General features: G+C 67.8%; 16 protein-coding genes. 8 read left to right on the plus strand and 8 right to left on the minus strand.

The annotated features are described in order from the left end of the window. The first annotated feature begins 85 nt into the window (after positions 1 to 85). The 3 genes from OG524_RS04055 to OG524_RS04065 all read left to right on the plus strand — a co-directional run bounded on the left by OG524_RS04055 (position 86) and on the right by OG524_RS04065 (position 3,827). Positions 86 to 1,498, plus strand: a complete 1,413-nt coding sequence (locus OG524_RS04055) for a family 2B encapsulin nanocompartment shell protein (protein ID WP_405392320.1) — start codon at positions 86 to 88, stop codon at positions 1,496 to 1,498. 105 nt (positions 1,499 to 1,603) lie between these two features. Beyond that, entirely contained in the window at positions 1,604 to 2,929 is a 1,326-nt protein-coding gene (locus OG524_RS04060) for a family 2 encapsulin nanocompartment cargo protein terpene cyclase (RefSeq protein ID WP_405392319.1), read from the plus strand. 16 nt (positions 2,930 to 2,945) lie between these two features. Beyond that, positions 2,946 to 3,827, plus strand: coding sequence for a geranyl diphosphate 2-C-methyltransferase (locus tag OG524_RS04065; RefSeq protein WP_405392318.1), 882 nt, complete (start codon positions 2,946 to 2,948; stop codon positions 3,825 to 3,827). Positions 3,828 to 3,899: 72 nt separating this feature from the next. Here OG524_RS04065 and OG524_RS04070 read toward each other — a convergent pair whose 3' ends face one another. The 3 genes from OG524_RS04070 to OG524_RS04080 form a co-directional block, all read right to left on the minus strand. Continuing rightward, positions 3,900 to 6,146 (minus strand): protein kinase domain-containing protein, encoded by a 2,247-nt coding sequence (locus OG524_RS04070; RefSeq protein WP_405809098.1) that lies wholly within the window; start codon positions 6,144 to 6,146, stop codon positions 3,900 to 3,902. A gap of 209 nt (positions 6,147 to 6,355) precedes the next feature. Continuing rightward, complete coding sequence (locus OG524_RS04075) at positions 6,356 to 7,351, minus strand: NAD-dependent epimerase/dehydratase family protein (RefSeq protein ID WP_405392316.1); 996 nt, start codon at positions 7,349 to 7,351, stop codon at positions 6,356 to 6,358. 1,130 nt (positions 7,352 to 8,481) lie between these two features. Then, entirely contained in the window at positions 8,482 to 9,696 is a 1,215-nt protein-coding gene (locus OG524_RS04080) for a LuxR C-terminal-related transcriptional regulator (RefSeq protein WP_405392315.1), read from the minus strand. Between the two features lie 555 nt (positions 9,697 to 10,251). Here OG524_RS04080 and OG524_RS04085 point away from each other — a divergent pair. The 5 genes from OG524_RS04085 to OG524_RS04105 are packed head-to-tail and all read left to right on the plus strand — an operon-like array spanning position 10,252 to position 14,728. Beyond that, entirely contained in the window at positions 10,252 to 11,226 is a 975-nt protein-coding gene (locus tag OG524_RS04085) for an ATP-binding cassette domain-containing protein (protein WP_405809100.1), read from the plus strand. Beyond that, positions 11,223 to 12,035 carry an ABC transporter permease gene (locus OG524_RS04090; RefSeq protein ID WP_405392313.1) on the plus strand — a complete coding sequence of 271 codons (813 nt, stop codon included), beginning with the start codon at positions 11,223 to 11,225 and terminating at the stop codon, positions 12,033 to 12,035. Before OG524_RS04085 ends, OG524_RS04090 begins: the two co-directional genes overlap by 4 nt. After that, entirely contained in the window at positions 12,032 to 12,829 is a 798-nt protein-coding gene (locus OG524_RS04095) for an ABC transporter permease (protein WP_405392312.1), read from the plus strand. The genes OG524_RS04090 and OG524_RS04095 overlap by 4 nt, the downstream gene beginning before the upstream one ends. A gap of 37 nt (positions 12,830 to 12,866) precedes the next feature. Further along, the gene (gene vioD / locus OG524_RS04100) at positions 12,867 to 13,988 is read left to right on the plus strand and encodes a capreomycidine synthase (RefSeq protein ID WP_405392311.1); all 1,122 of its coding nucleotides are present in this window, start codon (positions 12,867 to 12,869) and stop codon (positions 13,986 to 13,988) included. Beyond that, positions 13,985 to 14,728, plus strand: coding sequence for a LuxR C-terminal-related transcriptional regulator (locus tag OG524_RS04105; RefSeq protein WP_405392310.1), 744 nt, complete (start codon positions 13,985 to 13,987; stop codon positions 14,726 to 14,728). The genes vioD and OG524_RS04105 overlap by 4 nt, the downstream gene beginning before the upstream one ends. Before the next feature lie 7 nt (positions 14,729 to 14,735). Here the strand turns inward: OG524_RS04105 and OG524_RS04110 are convergent, their stop codons facing one another. From OG524_RS04110 to OG524_RS04130, 5 genes are all read right to left on the minus strand, one after another. Then, complete coding sequence (locus OG524_RS04110) at positions 14,736 to 15,740, minus strand: hypothetical protein (protein WP_405809103.1); 1,005 nt, start codon at positions 15,738 to 15,740, stop codon at positions 14,736 to 14,738. Positions 15,741 to 15,744: 4 nt separating this feature from the next. Then, positions 15,745 to 16,749, minus strand: a complete 1,005-nt coding sequence (locus tag OG524_RS04115; RefSeq protein ID WP_405392308.1) for a TauD/TfdA family dioxygenase — start codon at positions 16,747 to 16,749, stop codon at positions 15,745 to 15,747. A 27-nt stretch (positions 16,750 to 16,776) separates the two neighbouring features. Then, the gene (locus OG524_RS04120; protein ID WP_405392307.1) at positions 16,777 to 17,724 is read right to left on the minus strand and encodes a D-2-hydroxyacid dehydrogenase; all 948 of its coding nucleotides are present in this window, start codon (positions 17,722 to 17,724) and stop codon (positions 16,777 to 16,779) included. Then, entirely contained in the window at positions 17,721 to 17,924 is a 204-nt protein-coding gene (locus tag OG524_RS04125; RefSeq protein ID WP_405392306.1) for an MbtH family protein, read from the minus strand. The genes OG524_RS04120 and OG524_RS04125 overlap by 4 nt, the downstream gene beginning before the upstream one ends. Before the next feature lie 82 nt (positions 17,925 to 18,006). Further along, the gene (locus OG524_RS04130) at positions 18,007 to 19,947 is read right to left on the minus strand and encodes a carbamoyltransferase C-terminal domain-containing protein (RefSeq protein WP_405392305.1); all 1,941 of its coding nucleotides are present in this window, start codon (positions 19,945 to 19,947) and stop codon (positions 18,007 to 18,009) included. Positions 19,948 to 20,340: the final 393 nt, after the last annotated feature.

Consider the following 20,340-nt stretch of genomic DNA (forward strand, 5'->3'; position numbering starts at 1 on the left):
CCGTTCATACACCCCCCTTCCCCTCCTGTTGCCCCGTTGCGTCCGCATACGCGTTCCATCGCCCTGCCCAAGGAGAGCTTGTCCGATGACTGTTGAATCGAGCCCGGAAGTGCAGACGGAGCTGCCCCGGCAGTCAAGCCTGGGTACGGCGGCTGCCCGTAACCTCGCCACCACGACCAAGTCCGCCCCGCAGATGCAGGAGATCACTTCCCGCTGGCTGCTGCGCATGCTCCCCTGGGTGGAGACCCAGGGCGGGGCGTACCGGGTGAACCGTCGCCTGACCTACACCGTCGGCGACGGAAGTGTGGAGTTCGTCCAGGACGGCGCCGACGTCCGGGTGATCCCCCGTGAGCTCGGTGAACTGGCCCTGCTGCGCGGCTTCGACGACGAGGAGGTGCTGACCGCCATCGCCGATCGGTGCGTCCAGCGCGACTTCCGCGCCGGCGAGACACTGGTCGAGCGCGGAACACCCGCGGACAAGCTCCATCTGATCGCCCACGGCCGCATCAGCCAGACGTCCGTCGGCAACTACGGCGACGAGGTGACTCTGGACGTGCTCGCCGATGGCGACCGGTTCGGGGAGAACGTCCTGTTGGACGAGAACGCCCGGTGGGAGCACACCGCGACCGCCGAGACCTCGGGCACGCTGCTCACCCTCTCACGCCCCGACTTCGCGGCCGTGCTGTCCACCGCGCCGAGCCTCCGGGCCCACGTCGAGGGGTTCTCGTCGCTCTCCGGCCGACGGCAGAACCATCGCGGCGAGGCGGAGATCGCGATGTCGGCCGGCCACGTCGGTGAGCACGAGCTGCCCGGCGCGTTCGTGGACTACGAACTGAAGCCGCGTGAGTACGAACTCTCGGTCGCCCAGACCGTTCTGCGGATCCACACGAGGGTCGCCGACCTCTACAACGGGCCGATGAACCAGACCAAGGAGCAGCTCAGGCTCACCATCGAGGCGCTGCGCGAGCGCCAGGAGCACGAGCTGATCAACAACCGGGAGTTCGGTCTGCTCCACAACGCCGACTTCAAGCAGCGCATCCAGACGCACTCCGGCCCGCCGACCCCGGACGACATGGACGAACTGCTCTGCCGTCGCCGGGGAACCAGGTTCTTCCTCGCGCATCCCCGGACGATCGCGGCGATCGGGCGAGGGTTCAACGCGAACGGGATCTATCCGGACCACGTCGACCTCGGCGGCCAGCAGGTCCCGGCCTGGCGCGGGGTCCCGATCCTCCCGTGCAACAAGATCCCCGTCACGAAGGAGAGGACCAGCTCGATCCTCGCCATGCGTACCGGCCTGGAGAACCAGGGCGTCATCGGCCTGCACCAGACCGGACTGCCGGACGAGTACGAACCGGGTCTGTCGGTCCGCTTCATGAGCCTTGACGAGAAGGCGATCACGTCCTACCTCGTCAGTACCTACTACTCCGCCGCCATCCTCGTGCCGGACGCGGTCGGCGTACTGGAGAACGTGCAGATCGCCCGGCGACCCCAGTAGCGGCCCCGGCCCGGAGGGCTTGGTGCGGCACCCCGAAGCCCTCGGGGGAGTCGTGCGTGCCCGGAGGGCTTCGGGACGGCCGACCACCCCACCAAGGAGCCTTGGATGCCCGCGCCTGAGCTGCCACCGCCACAGTCCCGCCTGTCAGGGGCCGCTGCCCACCTCGGGGTACACGTACTCGATTCCGCCGCGGCCCGCGCCTGTGATGTCGGCGCCGCCACCGGCGGCCCACCCGGCGCGCCTTCCCTGCCGGCCCCGCCCGCGATCTCCACGCCCGCCCCACCTCATCCCGCCCCACCCGCGAATGGCACCCCGGCGGCCGGGGTGCCGGCACCGGACGCCGACGTGGAACGGGTCCTGCGGGGCCCCAGCGGCCTGGGTACCGCGGGCCTGCGCCTGTTCCTGCGGGAGCAGCCACCGGTGCCCGCGGTCTCGTCGGCGGACACGGCGGAGGGCACACCGGTCCCGGGGCTCTACTACCACCCGGTCCCCGAGCCCGACCCCGTGCGGGTCGAGGAGGTCAGCCGGAGGATCAAGTCCTGGGCACTGGACGAGGTCTCCCTGTATCCCGACGACTGGGAGGAGGAGTTCGACGGGTTCTCCGTGGGCCGCTACATGGTCGCCTGCCATCCGGACGCGCCCACCGTCGACCACCTGATGCTCGCCACACGTCTGATGGTGGCAGAGAACGCCGTGGACGACTGCTACTGCGAGGACCACGGGGGCTCACCCGTCGGCCTCGGCGAGCGTCTTCTGCTGGCGCACACCGCCCTCGATCCCCTGCACACCACGAAGGAGTACGAGCCGCAGTGGGCGCAGTCGCTCCACGCGGACGCGCCCCGGCGCGCGTACCACTCCGCCATGGACTACTTCGTCCGAGCCGCCAGCCCTTCCCAGGCGGACCGTCTCCGGCACGACATGGCCCGGCTGCACATGGGGTACCTGGCCGAAGCGGCCTGGGCGCAGCTGGACCACGTCCCGGAGGTGTGGGAGTACCTGGCGATGCGCCAGTTCAACAACTTCCGCCCCTGCCCGACCATCACCGACACCATCGGCGGCTACGAACTCCCGGCGGACCTGCACGCGCAGGCCGCCGTGCAGAGGGTCATCGCCCTCGCGGGGAACGCGACGACCATCGTGAACGACCTGTACTCGTACACCAAGGAACTCGACACCCCGGGCCTGCACCTGAATCTGCCCGTCGTGATCGCCGCGCGTGAGGGCCTCTCCGACCGGGATGCCTATCTGAAGTCGGTCGAGGTCCACAACGACCTCATGCACGACTTCGAGACCGAGGCCTCGGCTCTGGCCGCCGCCTGCCCCGTCCCCGATGTGCGGCGCTTCCTGCGGGGCGTGGCCACCTGGGTCGACGGCAACCACTACTGGCACCGGTCCAACGTCTACCGCTACAGCCTGCCCGATTTCTGGTAAGAGAATGGATTCACCTGTGACCGACACCGAACTCACCGCGACCGCCACCGCTCTGCGCATCCCCGGCCCGGCGACGCCCTATCAGGGGGACATCGCCCGCTACTGGGACGGCGAGGCCAGGCCCGTGAACCTGCGTCTCGGCGATGTGGACGGCCTCTACCACCACCACTACGGCATCGGCGAGGTCGACCATGACGCCCTCGGCGACGCCGAGGACAGCACGAGCGAGAAGAAGCTGATCGCCGAGCTCCACCGGCTGGAGTCGGCGCAGGCCGACTACCTCCTGGGGCACCTCGGCGACATCGGGAGTGACGACACCCTGGTGGACGCCGGCTGTGGCCGCGGCGGCTCGATGGTGATGGCGCACCAGCGCTTCGGATGCAAGGTCGAAGGGGTCACCCTGTCGGCCAAGCAGGCCGACTTCGCCAACCGTCGTGCCCGCGAACTCCGCGTCCAGGACCACGTCCGCGCGCGCGTCTGCAACATGCTCGACACGCCTTTCGAGACCGGATCGGCGGCGGCCTCGTGGAACAACGAGTCCAGCATGTACGTCGACCTGCACGACCTCTTCGCCGAACATTCCCGCGTCCTCGATGCCGGCGGTCGCTACGTGACCGTCACCGGTTGCTGGAACCCGCGGTACGGCCAGCCCTCGAAGTGGGTCTCGCAGATCAACGCGCACTTCGAGTGCAACATCCACTCGCGCCGGGAGTACCTGCGCGCCATGGCCGACAATCGCCTCGTGCCGACGGCCGTCGTCGACCTCACGCCCGACACCCTGCCCTACTGGGAACTGCGGGCCACGTCGTCGCTGGTCACCGGAATCGAGGACGCGTTCATCAATTCCTACAGGGACGGGTCCTTCCAGTACCTGCTCATCGCAGCGGACCGCGTCTGACCTGATGTCGGGCGGAAGGGCCCGTCCCGAAGGAACGGGCCTTTCCTGCGGGAAGCTCGCACGCCGCTCGGGTCAGCCCGCCTTCGGCGGATTCTGCGCGTCGAAGGCGAAGAGGGTGTTCTCGGTCGCGGCCACGATCACGGCATGCCCCGCAAGGGTCACGCGCGGGCTCGCGCCCTGCTCGCCCGACAGACCGTCGGCCTGCGGGTCCGTCGACCACAGAGGTTTGCCGTCCTGCGGCGACAGCGCGACCACCCGGCCGGTGGCCGAGCTGAAGTACAACGCGTCCGTTCCCGCGACGGGACCCGACGCACCCTCCACGCCCATCTGCCGCGACCACTTCGTCCGGCCGGTCCCAGGGTCGAGCGCCGTGACGAGACCCGTCTGCCCGCTCACGTAGACGGTGCCGTCCGCCATCCCGGGCGTACCCTCGTACGTCTCGGCCAGACGGGAGTACGTGACCTTCCGGGAGGCCGGGTCGACCCGCACCACCCCGTCGTAGCCGGCCAGCGCCGGTCCCTCCCAGTGCTCCTGAAGGAGTACGAGCCTGTCCTCGGCGTCACCCACCGGCACGACGGGTCCGTCCACCGCGATGGGCCTGCCCAGTGTCCCCGAGGCGAGGTCGACCGTGTACAGGGTGGGGTGGCGCACCTCCAGCGCGTCCACTTCCGCGTCCGCGGCGCACATCGCCAGGACCTGTGGGCCCACCTGGACAGGAGCGCACTGCGTGTCCGCGGGGAACGACGTCGTCCAGGTGACCTCGCCGCTGTGTGCGTCCCGGGCCTCGAAGCGGGAGTTGGACGCGTCGACCGTCACGACGGCGGAGCCGGCCACGACGGCGTCCTGGGTCCGGCCGGTGACGGCCGTCGACTGGGCACCCGACGGCACTGACCACAGCTCGCGGCCGCTGTCCGCGTCGATGGCCACCACCTCGCTGCGAGGGCCCTCGGGGGCGTCCTGGGCGGCGAAGCGGTAACCGAGCACCGTGTCGTCGGTGGCGCCCACCAGATGCATGCCCTGGACGGGGATGCCCGGGCTCTTCGCCGTCCACACCCGCGAGCCGTCCATGGCCCTGACACGGGTCGCGACGACACCGCCGCCCCCGCAGAACACGGCGTCGCCGCGCGCGACGCAACGCAACTCGTCGGGGATGTCCTCGCGACCGCCCCGCACGGTCTTGCGCCACGGCTCGAAGCCTTCCGGGAGTACGGCAGCCGGCGCCGCGACGCTGTCGCCCTTGTCGCCACCACCGGTCCCCTCGGAGCCGCCCGCCTGCAGCGCGGCGACTCCCCCGCCGATCGCTGCCACCGCGACCGCGGCCGCGAGCACAGGACGCCACCGGCGACGCAGCCGACGGCCGACGGGGGTGTCGGTGCTCCCCGCGTCGGTGCTCCCCGTACCGGGGCCGACCGTGGCGGCCGGCGCCGGGGTGTCCCGCGTCGCGAGGTGGTGCTGGGTGGCCATGTCGCGGGTGCGGCCCGCACCGATCCCGTTGGCGTCGGTCCCACCGAGGTCGGCCGGCAGGTCCCGCAGCAGCACGAGGAGTTCGTCCGCCGAGGGGCGTCCGTCGGGCTCCTTGTCCAGACACGGCTCCACGACCGCGCGCAGAGCCGCCGGCACGGCGCCCAGCGACGGCTCCTCGTGCACCACCTGATAGGCCGACAGGTACGGGCTGTCCGCGTCGAAGGGCCCGCGGCCGGTCGCCGAGTACACCAGCAGCGTCCCCAGCGAGAAGACATCGGACCGCGGCCCCACACCACGCGGCGCCTGCAACTGCTCCGGCGACATGAAGGGCGGCGTACCGATGACCCGTCCGGTCATCGTCAGCGTCTGCTGGTCCACGGCGCGCGAGATGCCGAAGTCGATGACGCGCGGGCCCTCGGGCGAGAGCACGACGTTCGAGGGCTTCAGGTCACGGTGGACGACCCCCACCCGGTGGATGTCACGCAGCGCCTCCGCCAGCCCGATGGCGAGCCTCCTCAGCTCCGCCCCGTTCAGCGGACCCTCCGCGGCGATGCGCTGGGCGAGCGTGTGCCCCTCGATGTAGGTCGTCGCCATCCACGGCTGATCGGCCTCAGGAGCGGCGTCCACCACCGCGGCGGTGAACGCGCCACTCACCCGCCTCGCGGCAGCCACCTCCTGCCGGAAACGGATACGGAATTCCTCGTCCCCCGCGAACTGCTGGTGGATCAGCTTGATCGCGACAGGCCGCCCCGAACTCGTACGGGCCAGGAAGACCGTGCCCATGCCACCCGAGCCGAGCCGGGCCTCGAGCGGATAGCCGCCGATCTCGGCTGGATCACCTGCGCGCAGCGACACTCTCCCCGACCTCCCGTCCCCCGTGCATCTGTGCCGCCACGGGCGTGCGTACCTGTCCTGCACACAAACTAGTCGCAGGGGGGTACGGCAGAGCAAAGCGGGTGACGAACAGGGAGCCCGGGGCGAACCGCACCTGAATCCCGGCTCTGCCGTCCTGGGCGATGCGAGCTTCCCCGGCCGTGCGGCGGAGGAAGCCGGCCGCCGGTCCGTCAGGCGGGGTCGGGGACGGCTGGTTCCACGGTCGGATCGGGTGCGACGTCCCGTGCCTGTCGGCCGAACCAGGCCACGGTGCGCGCCAGCCCGGCGTCCAGCCCGGTCCGTGGCTGCCAGCCGAGGAGCTCGCCGGCGAGGGTGAGATCGGGGCGGCGGCGTCTCGGGTCGTCCTCAGGCAGGCGTCGGTGTTCGATGACCGGAGGCTTCCCGCCGGCAGCCCGCGCGATCTCCGTCGCCAGCTGGAGAACGGTCCGCTCGTCGGTGCCTCCGAGGTTGACGGGGCCGGGGGCGGAACTCCGGGCCAGGGCGAGCAAGCCTTGTACGAGGTCGTCCACGTAGCACAGCGTCCGGGTCTGGAGACCGGAGCCGTAGACCGTCAACGGCTCACCGACAAGGGCCTGTTGTACGAAGTTGGGGATGATCCGGCCGTCGTCGGTGCGCATGCGGGGCCCGTACGTGTTGAAGATCCTGGCGATCCCGGTGTTCAGCCCGCGGCTCCGGCGGTAGGCCATGGTCAGCGCTTCGGCGTACCGCTTCGCCTCGTCGTAGACGGAACGCTCCCCGACCGGGTTGACGTTTCCCCAGTACGACTCTCGCTGCGGATGCTCGGCCGGATCACCGTACACCTCCGAGGTCGACGCGAGGACGAACCGGGCCCTCCAGGTCTCTGCCACCTCCAGGGCGTGCTCGGTGCCCACGGAACCGGCTCGCAGCGTCTCCAGGGGCGCCCTCAGATAGTCCACCGGTGACGCCGGTGAAGCGAGATGGAAGACCATGTCGACCGGCCCGGACGTCCTGATCGGCCGTTCGACATCGCCCTCGACAAAGGAGAATCCCCCTCGGCCCGTCAGCTCCGCGATATTCTCCACCCGCCCCGTGCTGAGATTGTCGACGCAGACCACCTCAATCCCCTCGCTCAGGAGCAGTTCGCAGAGATGGGAGCCGACGAATCCGGCCCCGCCCGTCACCAGTGCTCGTCCTGTTGGACGCACCCAAGACTCCCCTCGATGCCCGACCCTCGTCCTCACAGAATCAACAGAACGCATCCTTTCCAGGAAAGGATTGCCGGTCAACCAGAATGCAACAAGTTGCCACCGGAAACAAATGTGCAACAAGTTGCCACTGGTCCGATATTGCAGCTCCCTACCTTCCGCGCATATGTTTCGGAACCTTTGAAGGACCGTCTCCCGTGGGGATTACCGAATGAATGCCGATCATCACCAGGACCCGTCTCTCACTGCCGCACACGTCAACTGGACCGGACCCCACCGTAAAGGCTGGCGACGCGTCGGCCTGGGGTTTCGGGAAGACGCCCAGCGCCCGTACGAGCTTCCGGCCGAGGAGATCGTCACCACCGTGCACAGCATTCTTTCGTGGCGGGCTCACCACGGCACGATTCACCTCGTCACGGATGACCTCGGTCGCTCCTATACCGAGGAACAGAACCTCGTCGGCCTCTACGACCAGGTCGACACTTCTCTGAACGCACTGGACTCCAGCGGTATCGACCCGCTTCTCTACCCGACGGCCGGCAAGATGTTCGCGGCGACGCTGCACACCGCTCCCTTCGCCGTCATCGACACCGATCTGTACATCCGTAAACCGCTGGATCTGGGCGGGCGTCATGGATTCGGCTTCGCCCACTGGGAAACAGTGGACAACTCCGTGTATCCAGACCCAGCGACCCTTCCCTCGCCCGAAGGTGTCGATCTCTCCGACTGGAAGTTCGACACCCTGGCCGCGAACATGGCCATATCCCTTTTCTTCGACGACCTTCATCGCGAGGAGTACGCGCGAGTGGCAGTCGATTTCATGAGAGGGAATTCAGCCCCTTTCGATGGCCTGTCGATGGTACGCGCCCTGTTCGCCGAGCAGCGCATCGCACCGGCCGTCGCCCAGGCTCGGGGTATCGAACTCCGGCCTGTCACCCGGCGTCTCTGGAAGACCGATGAGGGTCTCTGGGACGGCCCCTCGTACGCCGCAGACTTCCATCACACCTGGCACCAGAAGCATCTTCTGCGACAGTTCCCGGAGTTGCGTCCCGCCTACCTGCGCTACCTGGTGGAGGACCTGCTGTGGCGCTTTCCGGATACTGCGGAGCTCCTGCTCGGCATTCCGGCCCTCACGCCGCACCGTTCTCTGATCCGAGCCACTCGCCATGATCTCCTCGAACACGGCCCGACGACCCAATGGCAGGCACCAGCCCCCGCGAGCACGCCTCGACACCGGCCTGGAAGCGACTGTCGGCACCCAGAGCCTGCATGATCTCCGAGATGTGACGCCGGCAGGTCCGCACGGACAGGCCGAGCCGGCGTGCGACGGCTTCGTCCTTGGCGCCGCCGGCCAGGAGCTGGAGGATTCCCTGCCGAAGATGGCCGGCGATCCGGGCACGGTCCGTTCCGGGCGCCAGGAACGGGGCGCCCTGCGCCCAGGCCGCACGGCACACACCGGTGAGCAGGGCGACGATCAGAGGCTGATGGATCACCAGGGTCGTCGTGCGGCCGGGGAGGGCGGAACCGTCCGGGGACCGGCCCGGGACCGACACCATGCAGCAGTCGTCATCGAAGACGATCACGTGGGCCGGCAGGTCGACGCCGGTACGCAGATCGGCACCCGCGCTGCTGAGGTGCTCCACCAGCGTGGGCGCGTAAGAGCGGGCGTTGTGCTGGAGAGTGCCGCGCAGTCGCACCCCGCGCGCCATGGCCTCGGTGAGCAGCGTCGCGGCGGTGTCCCGGAAAGGCCAGGGCTGTTGGTCGTCGGGGTGCAGGACGTACACGCTTCCGCGGCAGGTCGCGAGTTTCTCGGAGAATACGGTCGCCAATTTCGCAGGATCGTCGATGATGTCGATGTGCTGATGGGAACGCGACCCGGTGACGGTCTGATGGACCGGTATCAACGACTGCAACTGCGTGCGTAGTTGCTCTGCCACAATCGCGCTGCGGCGCGCTTCGTCCTCCAGCGGGGCAACTAGTTTCGCCATGGCCAGCCGGGGTTCCACAGCACGCCAGGAATCGGGCCGGCCCGGATCCTCCTCGACGACGCACAGTTCGGTGAGCAAGCGGTATATCGCGTTCACTCGTTCGGGCTCGACGCCGAATCGCCGGCAGAGATGACGATCATCACGCCTGCCATATTCCAGAAGATGCTCGTACGCGGCAATTGCCAGTGCATCCAGGCGGATAGGTCTTTCGGCGGTCTGCAGCATTGTTTTACCCTCCGGCTCTGAATCCTCACGCGACATTTCTACGAAGGCACCGAATTTATTTGGCGTCGCCAGCCAGCCTGGCTTGCCACCGATGCCGGGATTGCCCGGTTCTGGGCTTGACACCTCGTTCACCGCCGCGATCGTAGGTCGCAGAGATCTCCGACTGCAACACCCCGCTGAAAGTTCTTGCAGGTAGCCGTACCCCACCCCCCTTGGAGCCCTTCGATGCGGACCACGACCGGAGTAAACCCTCTAAAGCCACCTGGCAGGAAGTTGCCTGGCAGCTTTTCCTCGGATCCCCCGGCCACACACGGAAATGCCGGGCGCCGACACAGCCACGGCCTGCGGCCGCACAGCAATGACTTACGGCGGTGCGGACCTGACGCAATGGCGGAATGATATCTTCCGGACTTGCCCCGCCATGTCCCGCAAGACTCGAATCACCCTTGCCCACCTGCGGAGATATTGAAAATCTGCGAGCGCCCGCCACCTCTCCGGACGCTCATTCCCCTCGACGTCCAGAGGATTCGGCCGATGCGGTACAGCCCTGCGGGGTGGCTTTCACCGCACCTCCGGCGACCACCTGGAACCCACTCCCGGACGGGATTGCGAGCAGTTCCGCAAAGGTTTTCAGCGGCAGTGTCCTCTGCTACGGTTCAGCCCGTGATCATAGCCGACGACTTGTCCATGGAGTTTCGCAAATACCATCGTAAGTCGGGACTGCGCGGAGCACTGTCCAATCTGTTCAGCCGAGAATACGAAACACTGCGCGCCGTGGATGGCGTTTCGTTTCGGATTCCGGCGGGATCGAAGACCGCGTATATCGGCGCCAATGGCGCCGGAAAGTCCACCACAATCAAACTGCTCACCGGGATCATGACCCCCTCCTCCGGGCGATGCCTCGTCAACGGAATAGAGCCGTACCGCGACCGGCGTACCGCCGCACAGGCGATGGGCGTTGTATTCGGACAGCGTTCCCAGCTGTGGTGGGACCTATCGGTGGCGGATTCGTTCAAGATTCTTCAGAGGATCTACGAGATTCCGGACCCGGTCTTCGAACGGAACATGAAGATCTACCGGGAGATGCTGGACATCGACGCTCTCGGCGGCACACCGGTCCGCATGCTGAGCCTCGGTCAGCGCATGCGCGCCGAGGTCGCGGCCTCACTTCTGCACGACCCGAAGGTGATCTTCTGGGACGAGCCGACCATAGGTCTCGACATCGTGGTGAAGGACGCGGTGCGGGCCCTGGTGAACCGGGCCAACACCGAACTGGGCACCACCGTGCTGCTCACCAGCCACGACATCGGAGACATCAACTCCATCTGCGACCAGGTCCTGGTGGTGGACCAGGGCCGGGTCATCCACCAGGGCACCATCTCCGGACTGCTGGCCACCGCCGACCGGCGCTCCGTGCTCTTCAGCCACAACGGTGCGCAGACGCTTCAGGAGACCGCCCGCGAGGTCGACGCGATGCTGCCCAAGGCCAAGGCCACCGTGACCGAGGACCTCCGTATCCGTATCGACTACCCGGCCGACGAGCTGACCTCCCGCGAGGTACTGGCCTGCCTGCTGGAACGGTTCGAGGTCACCGACTGCTACGCGCCGGAGCCCGATCTGCAGTCGGTGATCCAGGAGATCTACCTTCGGAGGCGGGTATGACGAGTGGAACGCTGCGCCGATACATCCCCTTCGCCACGAGCAGCCTCCAGGCCTCCATGCAGTACCGCGCCGATCTCCTCGTCTCCCTGCTGACGACCTCCGTGAGTACGGCGGTGGTGGTCTTCCTGTGGCGCGCGGTGATCACCCAGCAACCCGATGACGCACTGGGCGGATTCACCGTCGCCGGCATCACCACCTACCTGCTGGCCGCCCAACTGCTCACCCTGATGCACAACAGCAAGGCGGGCGAGGACACCTCGCAGGAGATCGTGGGCGGCGACATCGCCGTGTCGCTGGTGCGGCCGGTGAGCTATCCGGTCTCCCGGGTCTTCATGGCGCTGCCGACGGCTCTCACCAACCTCGTGCTGGTCGGGCTTCCTCTGACAGCGGTCTTCGCGCTGCTGTTCCCGATGAGCGCTCCGTCGCCTCTGGGTCTCGCCCTGTTCGTACTGGCGGCGATTCCGTCCGTCGTCATCGCCTTCTCCATACAGCTCCTGGTCGGCATGTCCGCGCTGATCACCACCAACACCTGGGGGGTCGGAATGGTGGTCAACAGCCTCATCGTCTTTCTCTCCGGCGCGCTCGTCCCGCTGGACCTGCTGCCCCGGCCGATCGAGGCGGTCGCCTCCTTCCTGCCCTTCCAGAGCATGGTCTACGGACCGGTCCAGTTGCTCCTGGAGCGTTACGACGGACTGGGGGAGGCAGCCCTGATCATGCTGCGACAGGGAGTGTGGGCCGTGGTGATGGTTCTGGTGAGCGCCCTGGTGTGGCGTACGGCCCTGCGCAGGATCGAGGTTCTGGGCGGATGAGGGTGTTGAAGATTCTGCGGCTGACCTGGTTCATGTGCGGGGTGTCGCTGCACCGGCTGGCGGAATACCGCGGCGACTTCGTTCTGGGGGCTTTCGGCTTCCTGGTGATGTTCGGCGTCCAGGCGGCGCTGGTCGGCGCCCTCTTCTCGCTCGTTCCCACGATCGGCGGCTGGGGCTTCGCGCAGGTGCTGTTCCTGCTCGGCTTCGCGATGCTGCCGCGCGGGCTGGACAAGATGTTCTCGGACAACATCTGGCTCGTCAGCGCGTTCGAGATCCGTGGCGGCGAGTTCTACCGGTACATGATCCGCCCGGTGAGCCCGCTTCTGATGGTCCTGTCCGAACGGCTGGTGTGGCCCGACGCGTTCGGTGAACTGCTCGTCGGACTGGTGCTGGTGGCATACGCGAGCAGCCAGCTGGACTTCGCCGTTCCGACCTGGGAAGCACTCGCCGTGGGGGCGGTGCTGGTGGTGTGCGGCGCACTGATCCATTTCGCGGTAAAGCTGCTGCTTGCCTCGCTGGCCTTCTGGACGACAAGGAGCTTCTCGACGATGCGGGCCGTGACCGAACTGTCGATGTTCTCCGGCTATCCGCTGGATCTCTACCATCCGGCACTGCGCGCCATGCTGACCTGGATGGTGCCATTCGCGTTCACCGCCTACTTCCCTGTCACGTACCTGCTGTTCGGTGACACGGGCATGGTGATGCTGACTCCGCTCATCGCCCTGGTGTCGGTCGCGCTGGCCCTGACGGTGTGGCGGATGGGACTGCGGCGCTACGAGGCGACCGGGAGCTAGGCATCTCCGCAAGGTCCACCTACGGAAGGAGTGTCACATGAGAGTGGGACGGGCACCGCTCGAGGACTGGATGCGCGAGTTCTACTTCGCGACCACGATCGACCTCGGCAACAGCGGCGTGCAGTGCTGGTCGGTCGGCGAGTTCATGAGGCTGCTGGACATCCCCCAGGAGAACGTGAACCGGCTGGCCTTCGACGACAGCGAGACCTACGGAAGTCCGGGGCTGCGCGCCGCGCTGGCCGGCAGATTCACCGGCGGAGACGTCGACCGGGTGTTCACCACGCATGGTTCGAGCGAGGCGATCTTCCTGGCCGTGAGCACACTCCTGGAACCCGGGGACGAGATCGTGGTGGTCAGCCCCGGCTACCACTCGCTCAGTTCGGTCGCTGCCTCGATGGGGTGCCGGACCGTGCCGTGGCGACTGAGGGAGGAGGACCACTTCGTTCCCGATCTCGACGCACTGCGCCGACTGGTCAACAGGAACACCCGGATGATCGCGGTCAACTTTCCGCACAACCCCACCGGTGCAAGCCTGACGCTCCCTCAGTACGACGAGTTCCTCGACATCGTGGCGGAGAGCGGCGCTTACCTCTTGTGGGACGGCGCGCTCACCGAGCTGACCTACGGGTCGAAGCCGCTGCCGGAACCCTCGCTCCGCTACGAACGCTGCCTTTCGACCGGAACCATGTCCAAGGCGTACGGCCTTCCCGGCACCCGCGTGGGGTGGTGCCTGGCCGCCCCCGAACTACTGGCTGAATTCCTGCCGTTGCGCGACGTGCTTTCCATCTGCCTGTCGCCTCTCACCCAGTTCTTCGCGCAACACGCGATCGAGCAGGCCGATTTCCTGGTGGAGGCGCGGCTCCAGCAGGCCCGGGTGAACCTCGGCGTCCTCGGGGATTGGACGGCCGGGCACGCGGACCTGGTCGACTGGGCCCCGCCGGCCGGCGGCTGCACGGTGTTCCCCCGGTTCGCACACGTACCCGACACCGACGAGCTCTGCCGTGAGCTGGGCAGGGACGCGTCGGTCCTCCTGGTTCCCGGGTCGTGCTTCGACCACCCGGACCGGGCGCGGCTCGGATTCGGCGGTGCGACCGGGGACTTCCGTGCCGGTCTGAACAGGCTCTCCAAGACCCTTGAGAAGATGGGTGCGACACCGTGACCCGGGCCACGGTGTCCGCGCGAGGAGCGGAGCCGCCGTCCGTGGAGGCGGGTGCCGGCGGCGAACTGGTCCGGGTAGTCGTGCTGGAGCGGGACCCGCTGCTGAGGGCCGGACTCCGGTCACTGCTGCGGCCGGACCCGCGGATCGACGTGGTCGCCGATCTCGCCTCCAGGTGGGAGATCACGGCCTCGCTGCCCGTGGCCGAACCGGATCTGCTCCTGATGAGCGGTGAGTGGCTGCGCGAGGACGTCTCGGCCTCGGGGAACACCCCGTCGGACAGGGGCTTCTGGCACCAGCTGCCGGCGGTGGTGGTCCTGGACGTCTCGGACTGGACGACGCTGAGCCGTGCCGTGTCGACGAAGCGGGTACGCGGCTTCGTCGACCGGAACACCAGTCAACAGGACCTCCGGACGGCCGTGCTCGAGGCCGCGGCCGGCCGGACCTTCCTGTCGTCGACCGTCGCGAAGTCCGTGGTGGAGTGGATGGCGACCAGGATGGATCGCGAGCCGACCTCCCTCACCCTCGTGGAGACGGTGCTGACCGGACGCGAGATGGAGATATTCGAGGCGATGGGCCAGGGCGTCACCAACACGGTGATCGCCCGGCAGCTGGGGATACAGGAGACGACCGTACGCAGCCACGTCTACCGCATCCTCACCAAACTGAATCTGCGCACACGTACCGAAGCCGCCCTCGCCGCCTACAAGTACGCCGACCGGGTCTCGCCGCACGTCGGCTGATCCCTGGTCACCGCACGGCGGCCCTCAGTCGTGCCACCGCCTGTTCGAGCAGGCGTTGTTCCGTGCTCCGCATGTGATCGAGCTGTTCGATCTCCGCACCGCCGAACTCGGACGCTCTGCCCGCGGCCTCCCGGAAGAACATCTTGTTGCGGAGCCGGAACGCCTGCTTCTCCAGGCCGCGGGCCTCGTCGGCGAGTGCGGCGAAGTCGCCGCCGAGCAGTTCCGCCATGCGTTCCGTACGAAGTGTCATCAGCCGCTTGTGTTCCCACAGGATGTGGAGGTATCGGATGTCGCCCTCGGTATTTCCCTCGGTGTAGTCCGTGAGATAGCGCTGCAACGGCGGGTAACAGGCGATGCCGTAGGAACGTTCCCAGGGGACCCGGAACATGTCGAACTGCTCGGACACGTTCGCCGCGTCGAGATAGTCCTCGAAGGAGCGCCGCACCAACGAAAAATTGAACGTGTAGTCGGCGTCCTTGTCCGGGCGGTAGAGGTAGACCTGCGGGCAGTCGTTCGGGACGGTGTCCAGGCTCAGGTAGCCCTGCCTGAGCTCATCGAAGGTGAGTTCGGCTCGACGCATGACGTCGTTCTTGGTGTAGCCGAAGGAGGTGAAGACGGAACGCTCGTCGTCCGCACCGCAGATGAGAAGGTCGTGCGAACCGTGGCGGACCTGGTGACCGGGGCGGCTCGGAATGAAGTAGTCGTCGAGGTTCAGATAGACGTAGTAGCCGGCGTGGACGGCCGCCCGGCAGAATTCCACCGGGTCGGTCCCCATCGCGCGGAGCCAGTCCCGGGTGTTGCGGACCACGTCCAGCCAGGGGCTGATGGCGTAGTCGTACAGGTAGAAGCAGAACGGCACCGACGTCTCGGGGTCCGGATCGTGGGCGAGGTGAATGTAGTTGCTGAGTATCCAGTCCTTCGCACGTTCGTCGGTGCCCATGATCGCCAGCGGGAACGCGTAGAAGTGGTACCCGCCTGCCAGCGGTTCCGAGACGGGCAGTTGAGTTCTCATCGGGTCACCCTCGCTCTCCGGACGCGGGCAGCGTCCATCCGGTCTGCCGCTGTCCGAAGCCCTGCTCGTGGCGTTCGGACGGGGGCCGGTCCCGGCCGCTGCGGATCAGCACCCGCTTGAGCCACCGGTCGGACCCGTCGTACCGGGCCCGGAACGCACCCCGGCCGTGGACGGCAACATCGTTGTCGACGATCAGCAGGTCTCCCGGCTCCAGGGCCACCATGCGGCTTCTCTCCTCCAGTTGGCGGCCCAACTCTTCGTAGGCGTCCAGGAAGGCGGGGTCGTCGGTGAGCAGACGGGTATACGTGGGGTCGTAGCGCAGGCACATCCGGCCGGACCTGTACCAGAGGGTCGCCATCCCGCCCGACGTCCGGCGGTTGTCATCCACGTGGCTGTCGTCCTGATAGCTGTCATCCGGGTGAATGACCAGACGGGGTCCGGACAGCTGGGCGATCCGGTCGGGCCCGAGGTCGAGCGAACCGACCGTGGCGATGCGGCTGCCGATACCGTCCTGGTTACGGACGCAGGCCAGCAGCAGGAAGTCGGCACGGTCCGGATGGAAGGCGTCCTCGGTGTGCCAGGAGAGCGGCACGGTGCTGCTCCCGCCGACCTGCATGTGCTCGTACCGCGGGCTGGGCAGGATGTTGTGCACGAGGTGGCCGTCCTGCTGGTTCTCCCAGCCGAACACCTCTCCGTGCAGGGCGGCCACCAGCACCATGGCGAGATCGAAGGCCGCCGTTCGCTCGCGGTCGGTGTCCTTCCAGTGGGTGGCGGTCGGCCCCTGGTCACCGAATGCGGAGAAGAGGCCCTTGACGATCCGGTAACCCGCGCCCGGTGCGGGGGGCCGGGTCAGCCGCGCGAGTCGCGAGCACGTGTCCAGGGGAAGTGCGGCGTCGGGGCGCACCGGCAGGGAGTCCGCCGTTCCGCCCGACGCCGCCAAGGTCCTGGCCGCGTCCGCGAGGGCCCGCGACAGCTTCGCCGGCTCCGCTTCCATGGTCGGCAGGGTCATCGCGACTGCATCTCCTTCTACCGGTGGTCAGTAGCCTCGTGCGAGGTCTACGGCGTTGTGGGGGCGGCGGCCCGATCTGTACCGCCGGATCTGCTCCAGCAGCAGGTCGAGACAGCGCTGATCGGTCTGTTCCGTACTGTCGGCGCAGTGGGGGGTGACGACGACTCCAGGAAGCGACCACAGGAGTGACGAGGCGGGCAGGGGCTCCGCGGCGAACACGTCCAGTGCCGCTCCCGCGAGGTGGCCCGACTCCAGTGCGCTGACGAGCGCCTCCTCCCGCACGATCGGGCCCCGGCCCACGTTGACCAGATAGGCGCCACGTGGCAGCAGGGCGAGTTCGCGCTCCCCGATCATTGACCGGGTCTGTACGGTCAGGGGTGCGGCGATCACCAGGGCGTCCAGCTGTCCGAGGAACTCGGCCAGCCCGTCCGCCCGGTAGGTGCGGTGCACCTCGGGCACATCACCGTGGCCACGGCGCAGCCCTACGACGACGGCTCCCAGCGCGGTGAGCAGCCTGGCGGTGGACCGGCCGAGATCTCCGAGGCCGATGACACCGACGGTCTTCCCCCGTACCTCCTGCGCCGGCGGTGGCTGCCAGCGGCTCTCACGCTGCGCGTCAAGCAGGTCGGACAGCCTCCTGTAGTGGGCGAGGATCAAGCTCGCCACGTGCTCGGCGACGGCGAGGCCGTGTGTTCCGGCGCCGTTGGTCACCAGCGTGTCCCGGTCGCGCAGTGCGGACGCGAGCTGTGCGGGTACACCCGACGCCCTGGTGTGGAGCCACCGGAGGCGGTTCTGGCGGGCCGCGAAGCATGCCGTCTCCGCCCCGTCGGCGTCCCACACCAGGGCCACGTCGAAGCCGTCGTCGTATCCGGACACCTGGATCTCCGCGGCCGGCCAGGCTTGGCGGACCTCCGCGACGAGATGTCCGGCGTCACCCGGGAACAGTCGTACACGAGCCGGTCCGTCGGCCGTCATCCGTTGCCCTGCGCGTACTGGCGCAGACTGCGCGGCCGCATGTCTGTCCAGACCTCGGTGATGTGGTCCAGGCATTCGCCCTGCGGGCCCTCGAACCCGGTGCCCGTCCAGCCGGCCGGGAGAGGGCGTGCCACCGGCCAGACGGAGTACTGCTCCTCGTCGTTGACGACGACCTGGTACCGCTCCGGGGACTCGTTCATGGGGCGACCTCTCTGTGCGGGTATTCGCCGGGCAAGGGGGGCATGGGGGGAGGCGGCGTTCGGCGGCTGAGCGCCGTCGGGCTCACTCGACGATGACCGGCTCGGGCAGGTCGTCGGCGTCCTTGACGAAGAAGGCACCCGGCCCGCTGTCGCGCCGAAACGTGGCGGCGAGCGCGGCGAAACTCTCGTCGTTCGCCATGTAGTAGTCGGCCAGCTTGTTGACCGTCGACGGCGGCGAGACACCGATGCTCGCGCGGAGGTCGGGCGACCACGACAGCAGGAAGATCCCCGCCTCGGTGTAGCCGCGCTCCAGCCATGTCCGCCAGAGCACGTCGCGGTCGGCCTCCTGGCCGGCGAAGTGGTGCACGGCTCGCCTGCGCGGCAGGCCGGGCGGTTCGGCGGCGGGCACGGGTTCACTGCGGAGCGACACCCGGCGGCCTGCCAGGTAGAGGAGCGTGATGCCCTTGTTGACACAGAAGGTCAGGGCTTCGGCCGCGGTGTTGACGTTCGGCTCGCCCTTGTCGTTGAGCGAGGTGTTGCAGAGGATCGGCACGCCCGTGGCCGCGTGGAACGCGCCGATGGCCCGGTGCAGGAGGGGGTTCACTGCCCGGGTGACCGTCTGGTGCCGGGCGGTGCCGTCCAGGTGGACGATGGCGGGCACCTGGTCGGCCACCTCCGGCCGCACCCGGACGGCCTCCAGCATGAACGGCGAGAGCCGTTCCTGTGCGAAGAAGGTGCCGGCCTGCTCGGCAAGGACGACCGGCGCGACGGGACGCCACCACTGGCGCTGTTTGTACTGGTTCAGCAGGTCCTTGACCTTCGCCGAACGCGGGTCGCCGAGCAGGCTTCGGTTACCGAGCGCGCGGGGGCCGATCTCGGCCGGGCCGTCCACCCAGGCCAGCACGCCGTCGCTGATGTCTGCCACGAACGTGTCCGGTGCGAATTCGGTGACCTCCGCGACCCAGGGTGCGAACTCCTCCAGCGCCTCGTCCACATCACGCAACGGCATGCCCTGGTACGGGGAATCGATCAGGAGGTCTGCGCCGTCGAGGACGCCGGAGCCATGGAGGCCGAGCAGACCGAGGCCGAGTGCCTGCCCGGAGTCGTTCGCGCAGGGCGGGGTCAGCAGGCCGCGGAAGCCGAAACGGTCCAGCAGAAGCGTGTTGGTGGGGCAGTTGAGCGCGAAGCCGCCGCTCAGCGACAGGTACGCGTCCTCGGTGCGTATCTCGCCCAGTGAGCAGAGGAGTTCGACATTGCGGATCGCGACGAGGTCGCAGGCCTTCTGCACCTGCTTCATGACCGCGCTGCGCAGGTTCTCCTCGCGGGTGAAGGCGCTGTCCAAGGGGCGGCCGGCGAGCTGTTCACGGGCCTCTCGGACCAGCGCGTCCACGAGGCCGAACGCCGCCTTCCACGGAGTGACCCGGCCGCCGTGCAAGCGCGTCGAGGCGGTCGCCGCCTCGATGTCGAAGGTGATGGTCGTGCGGCAGGCGGTGGCCAGCGCCATCAGAGAACCGGGTTCGAGCCCGAACCTGGTCGAAGCAGCGGTGTAGAGCGGGCCCGGGGACTCGACGGGGGTGAAGGCCATCTCTCCGCGGCGGGACAGGCAGCCGGCGTACCAGTGGGCCGGGCTTCGGTCGTCGAGGACGGTGTCGGGTGCCCCGTCCACCGCCATGGCGAGAACGGTCTCGTTCCGGAAGATCTCGGTGTCCGACAGCAGCCCGCCGAAGAGGTGCGCAAGGCTGTGCACCGGGAACTCCCCGGCCCCTGGGGGCAGGTTGATCTCCGTATGCCGGGGTAGTCCCGGAGTCCCCCAGACCGCCTTTACGTCGCTCAGGCTCAGCCCTTCCGGGGCGAGCAGCGCATCGAGGAAATCCGTGGCTCTTTCGGGTGTGTACAGCGGCCAGGAGTGGTGTTTCTGGCCGCTGATTCTTTCCACCTCCCACATACGGACCAGTTCGACACGGCGGTCGCCGCTTTTCCATAGCGCGACGCAGTGGTCGTGGCGGGCGGAGAGAATCGACATCTCACCCGGCGGGGTCAGGTAACACGAAAGGAAATATTCGGCGCCGTCATTGCCTTCCACGTTTTCTCCCTCGACTTGGCTCTGTGTGCTGGCTTCCTCGCTCCACTGCTGGGTTTCGCGGTGCAGCCTATGCGGCCGGCGGCAGTCATGGCGACAGTGTGCCGAGCAGGCCTGCTCGGCGGAAGGTTGATGCCGTGTCATCGATATGTTGAGGGAAATCCCGTCGTTTTGCCGATTGGCCGCCCAGAACGCCTGCTGTAGCCTTCGGGAAGCAAATTATCTCGGCCATGTGTCCGGTCTATCCGATCGAGCGGGGATGGAACGAGGGAATGCAGACTGTGCAGCAGAACCAATCGGAATCCCGGATGCCGAATGCACGGGAAAGTGTGCAAA

It is taken from the genome of Streptomyces sp. NBC_01520 (genome assembly GCF_045040375.1).
Classification (GTDB): domain Bacteria; phylum Actinomycetota; class Actinomycetes; order Streptomycetales; family Streptomycetaceae; genus Streptomyces.

Bases quoted from the DNA above. Each gene is read 5' to 3' on its own strand.
- vioD (WP_405392311.1), top strand. From the start codon at position 12,867: ATGAGAGTGGGACGGGCACCGCTCGAGGACTGGATGCGCGAGTTCTAC.
- OG524_RS04055 (WP_405392320.1), top strand. From the start codon at position 86: ATGACTGTTGAATCGAGCCCGGAAGTGCAGACGGAGCTGCCCCGGCAG.
- OG524_RS04120 (WP_405392307.1), bottom strand. From the start codon at position 17,724: ATGACGGCCGACGGACCGGCTCGTGTACGACTGTTCCCGGGTGACGCC.
- OG524_RS04125 (WP_405392306.1), bottom strand. From the start codon at position 17,924: ATGAACGAGTCCCCGGAGCGGTACCAGGTCGTCGTCAACGACGAGGAG.
- OG524_RS04090 (WP_405392313.1), top strand. From the start codon at position 11,223: ATGACGAGTGGAACGCTGCGCCGATACATCCCCTTCGCCACGAGCAGC.
- OG524_RS04060 (WP_405392319.1), top strand. From the start codon at position 1,604: ATGCCCGCGCCTGAGCTGCCACCGCCACAGTCCCGCCTGTCAGGGGCC.
- OG524_RS04110 (WP_405809103.1), bottom strand. From the start codon at position 15,740: ATGAGAACTCAACTGCCCGTCTCGGAACCGCTGGCAGGCGGGTACCAC.
- OG524_RS04085 (WP_405809100.1), top strand. From the start codon at position 10,252: ATGGAGTTTCGCAAATACCATCGTAAGTCGGGACTGCGCGGAGCACTG.
- OG524_RS04095 (WP_405392312.1), top strand. From the start codon at position 12,032: ATGAGGGTGTTGAAGATTCTGCGGCTGACCTGGTTCATGTGCGGGGTG.
- OG524_RS04130 (WP_405392305.1), bottom strand. From the start codon at position 19,947: ATGTCGATTCTCTCCGCCCGCCACGACCACTGCGTCGCGCTATGGAAA.
- OG524_RS04115 (WP_405392308.1), bottom strand. From the start codon at position 16,749: ATGACCCTGCCGACCATGGAAGCGGAGCCGGCGAAGCTGTCGCGGGCC.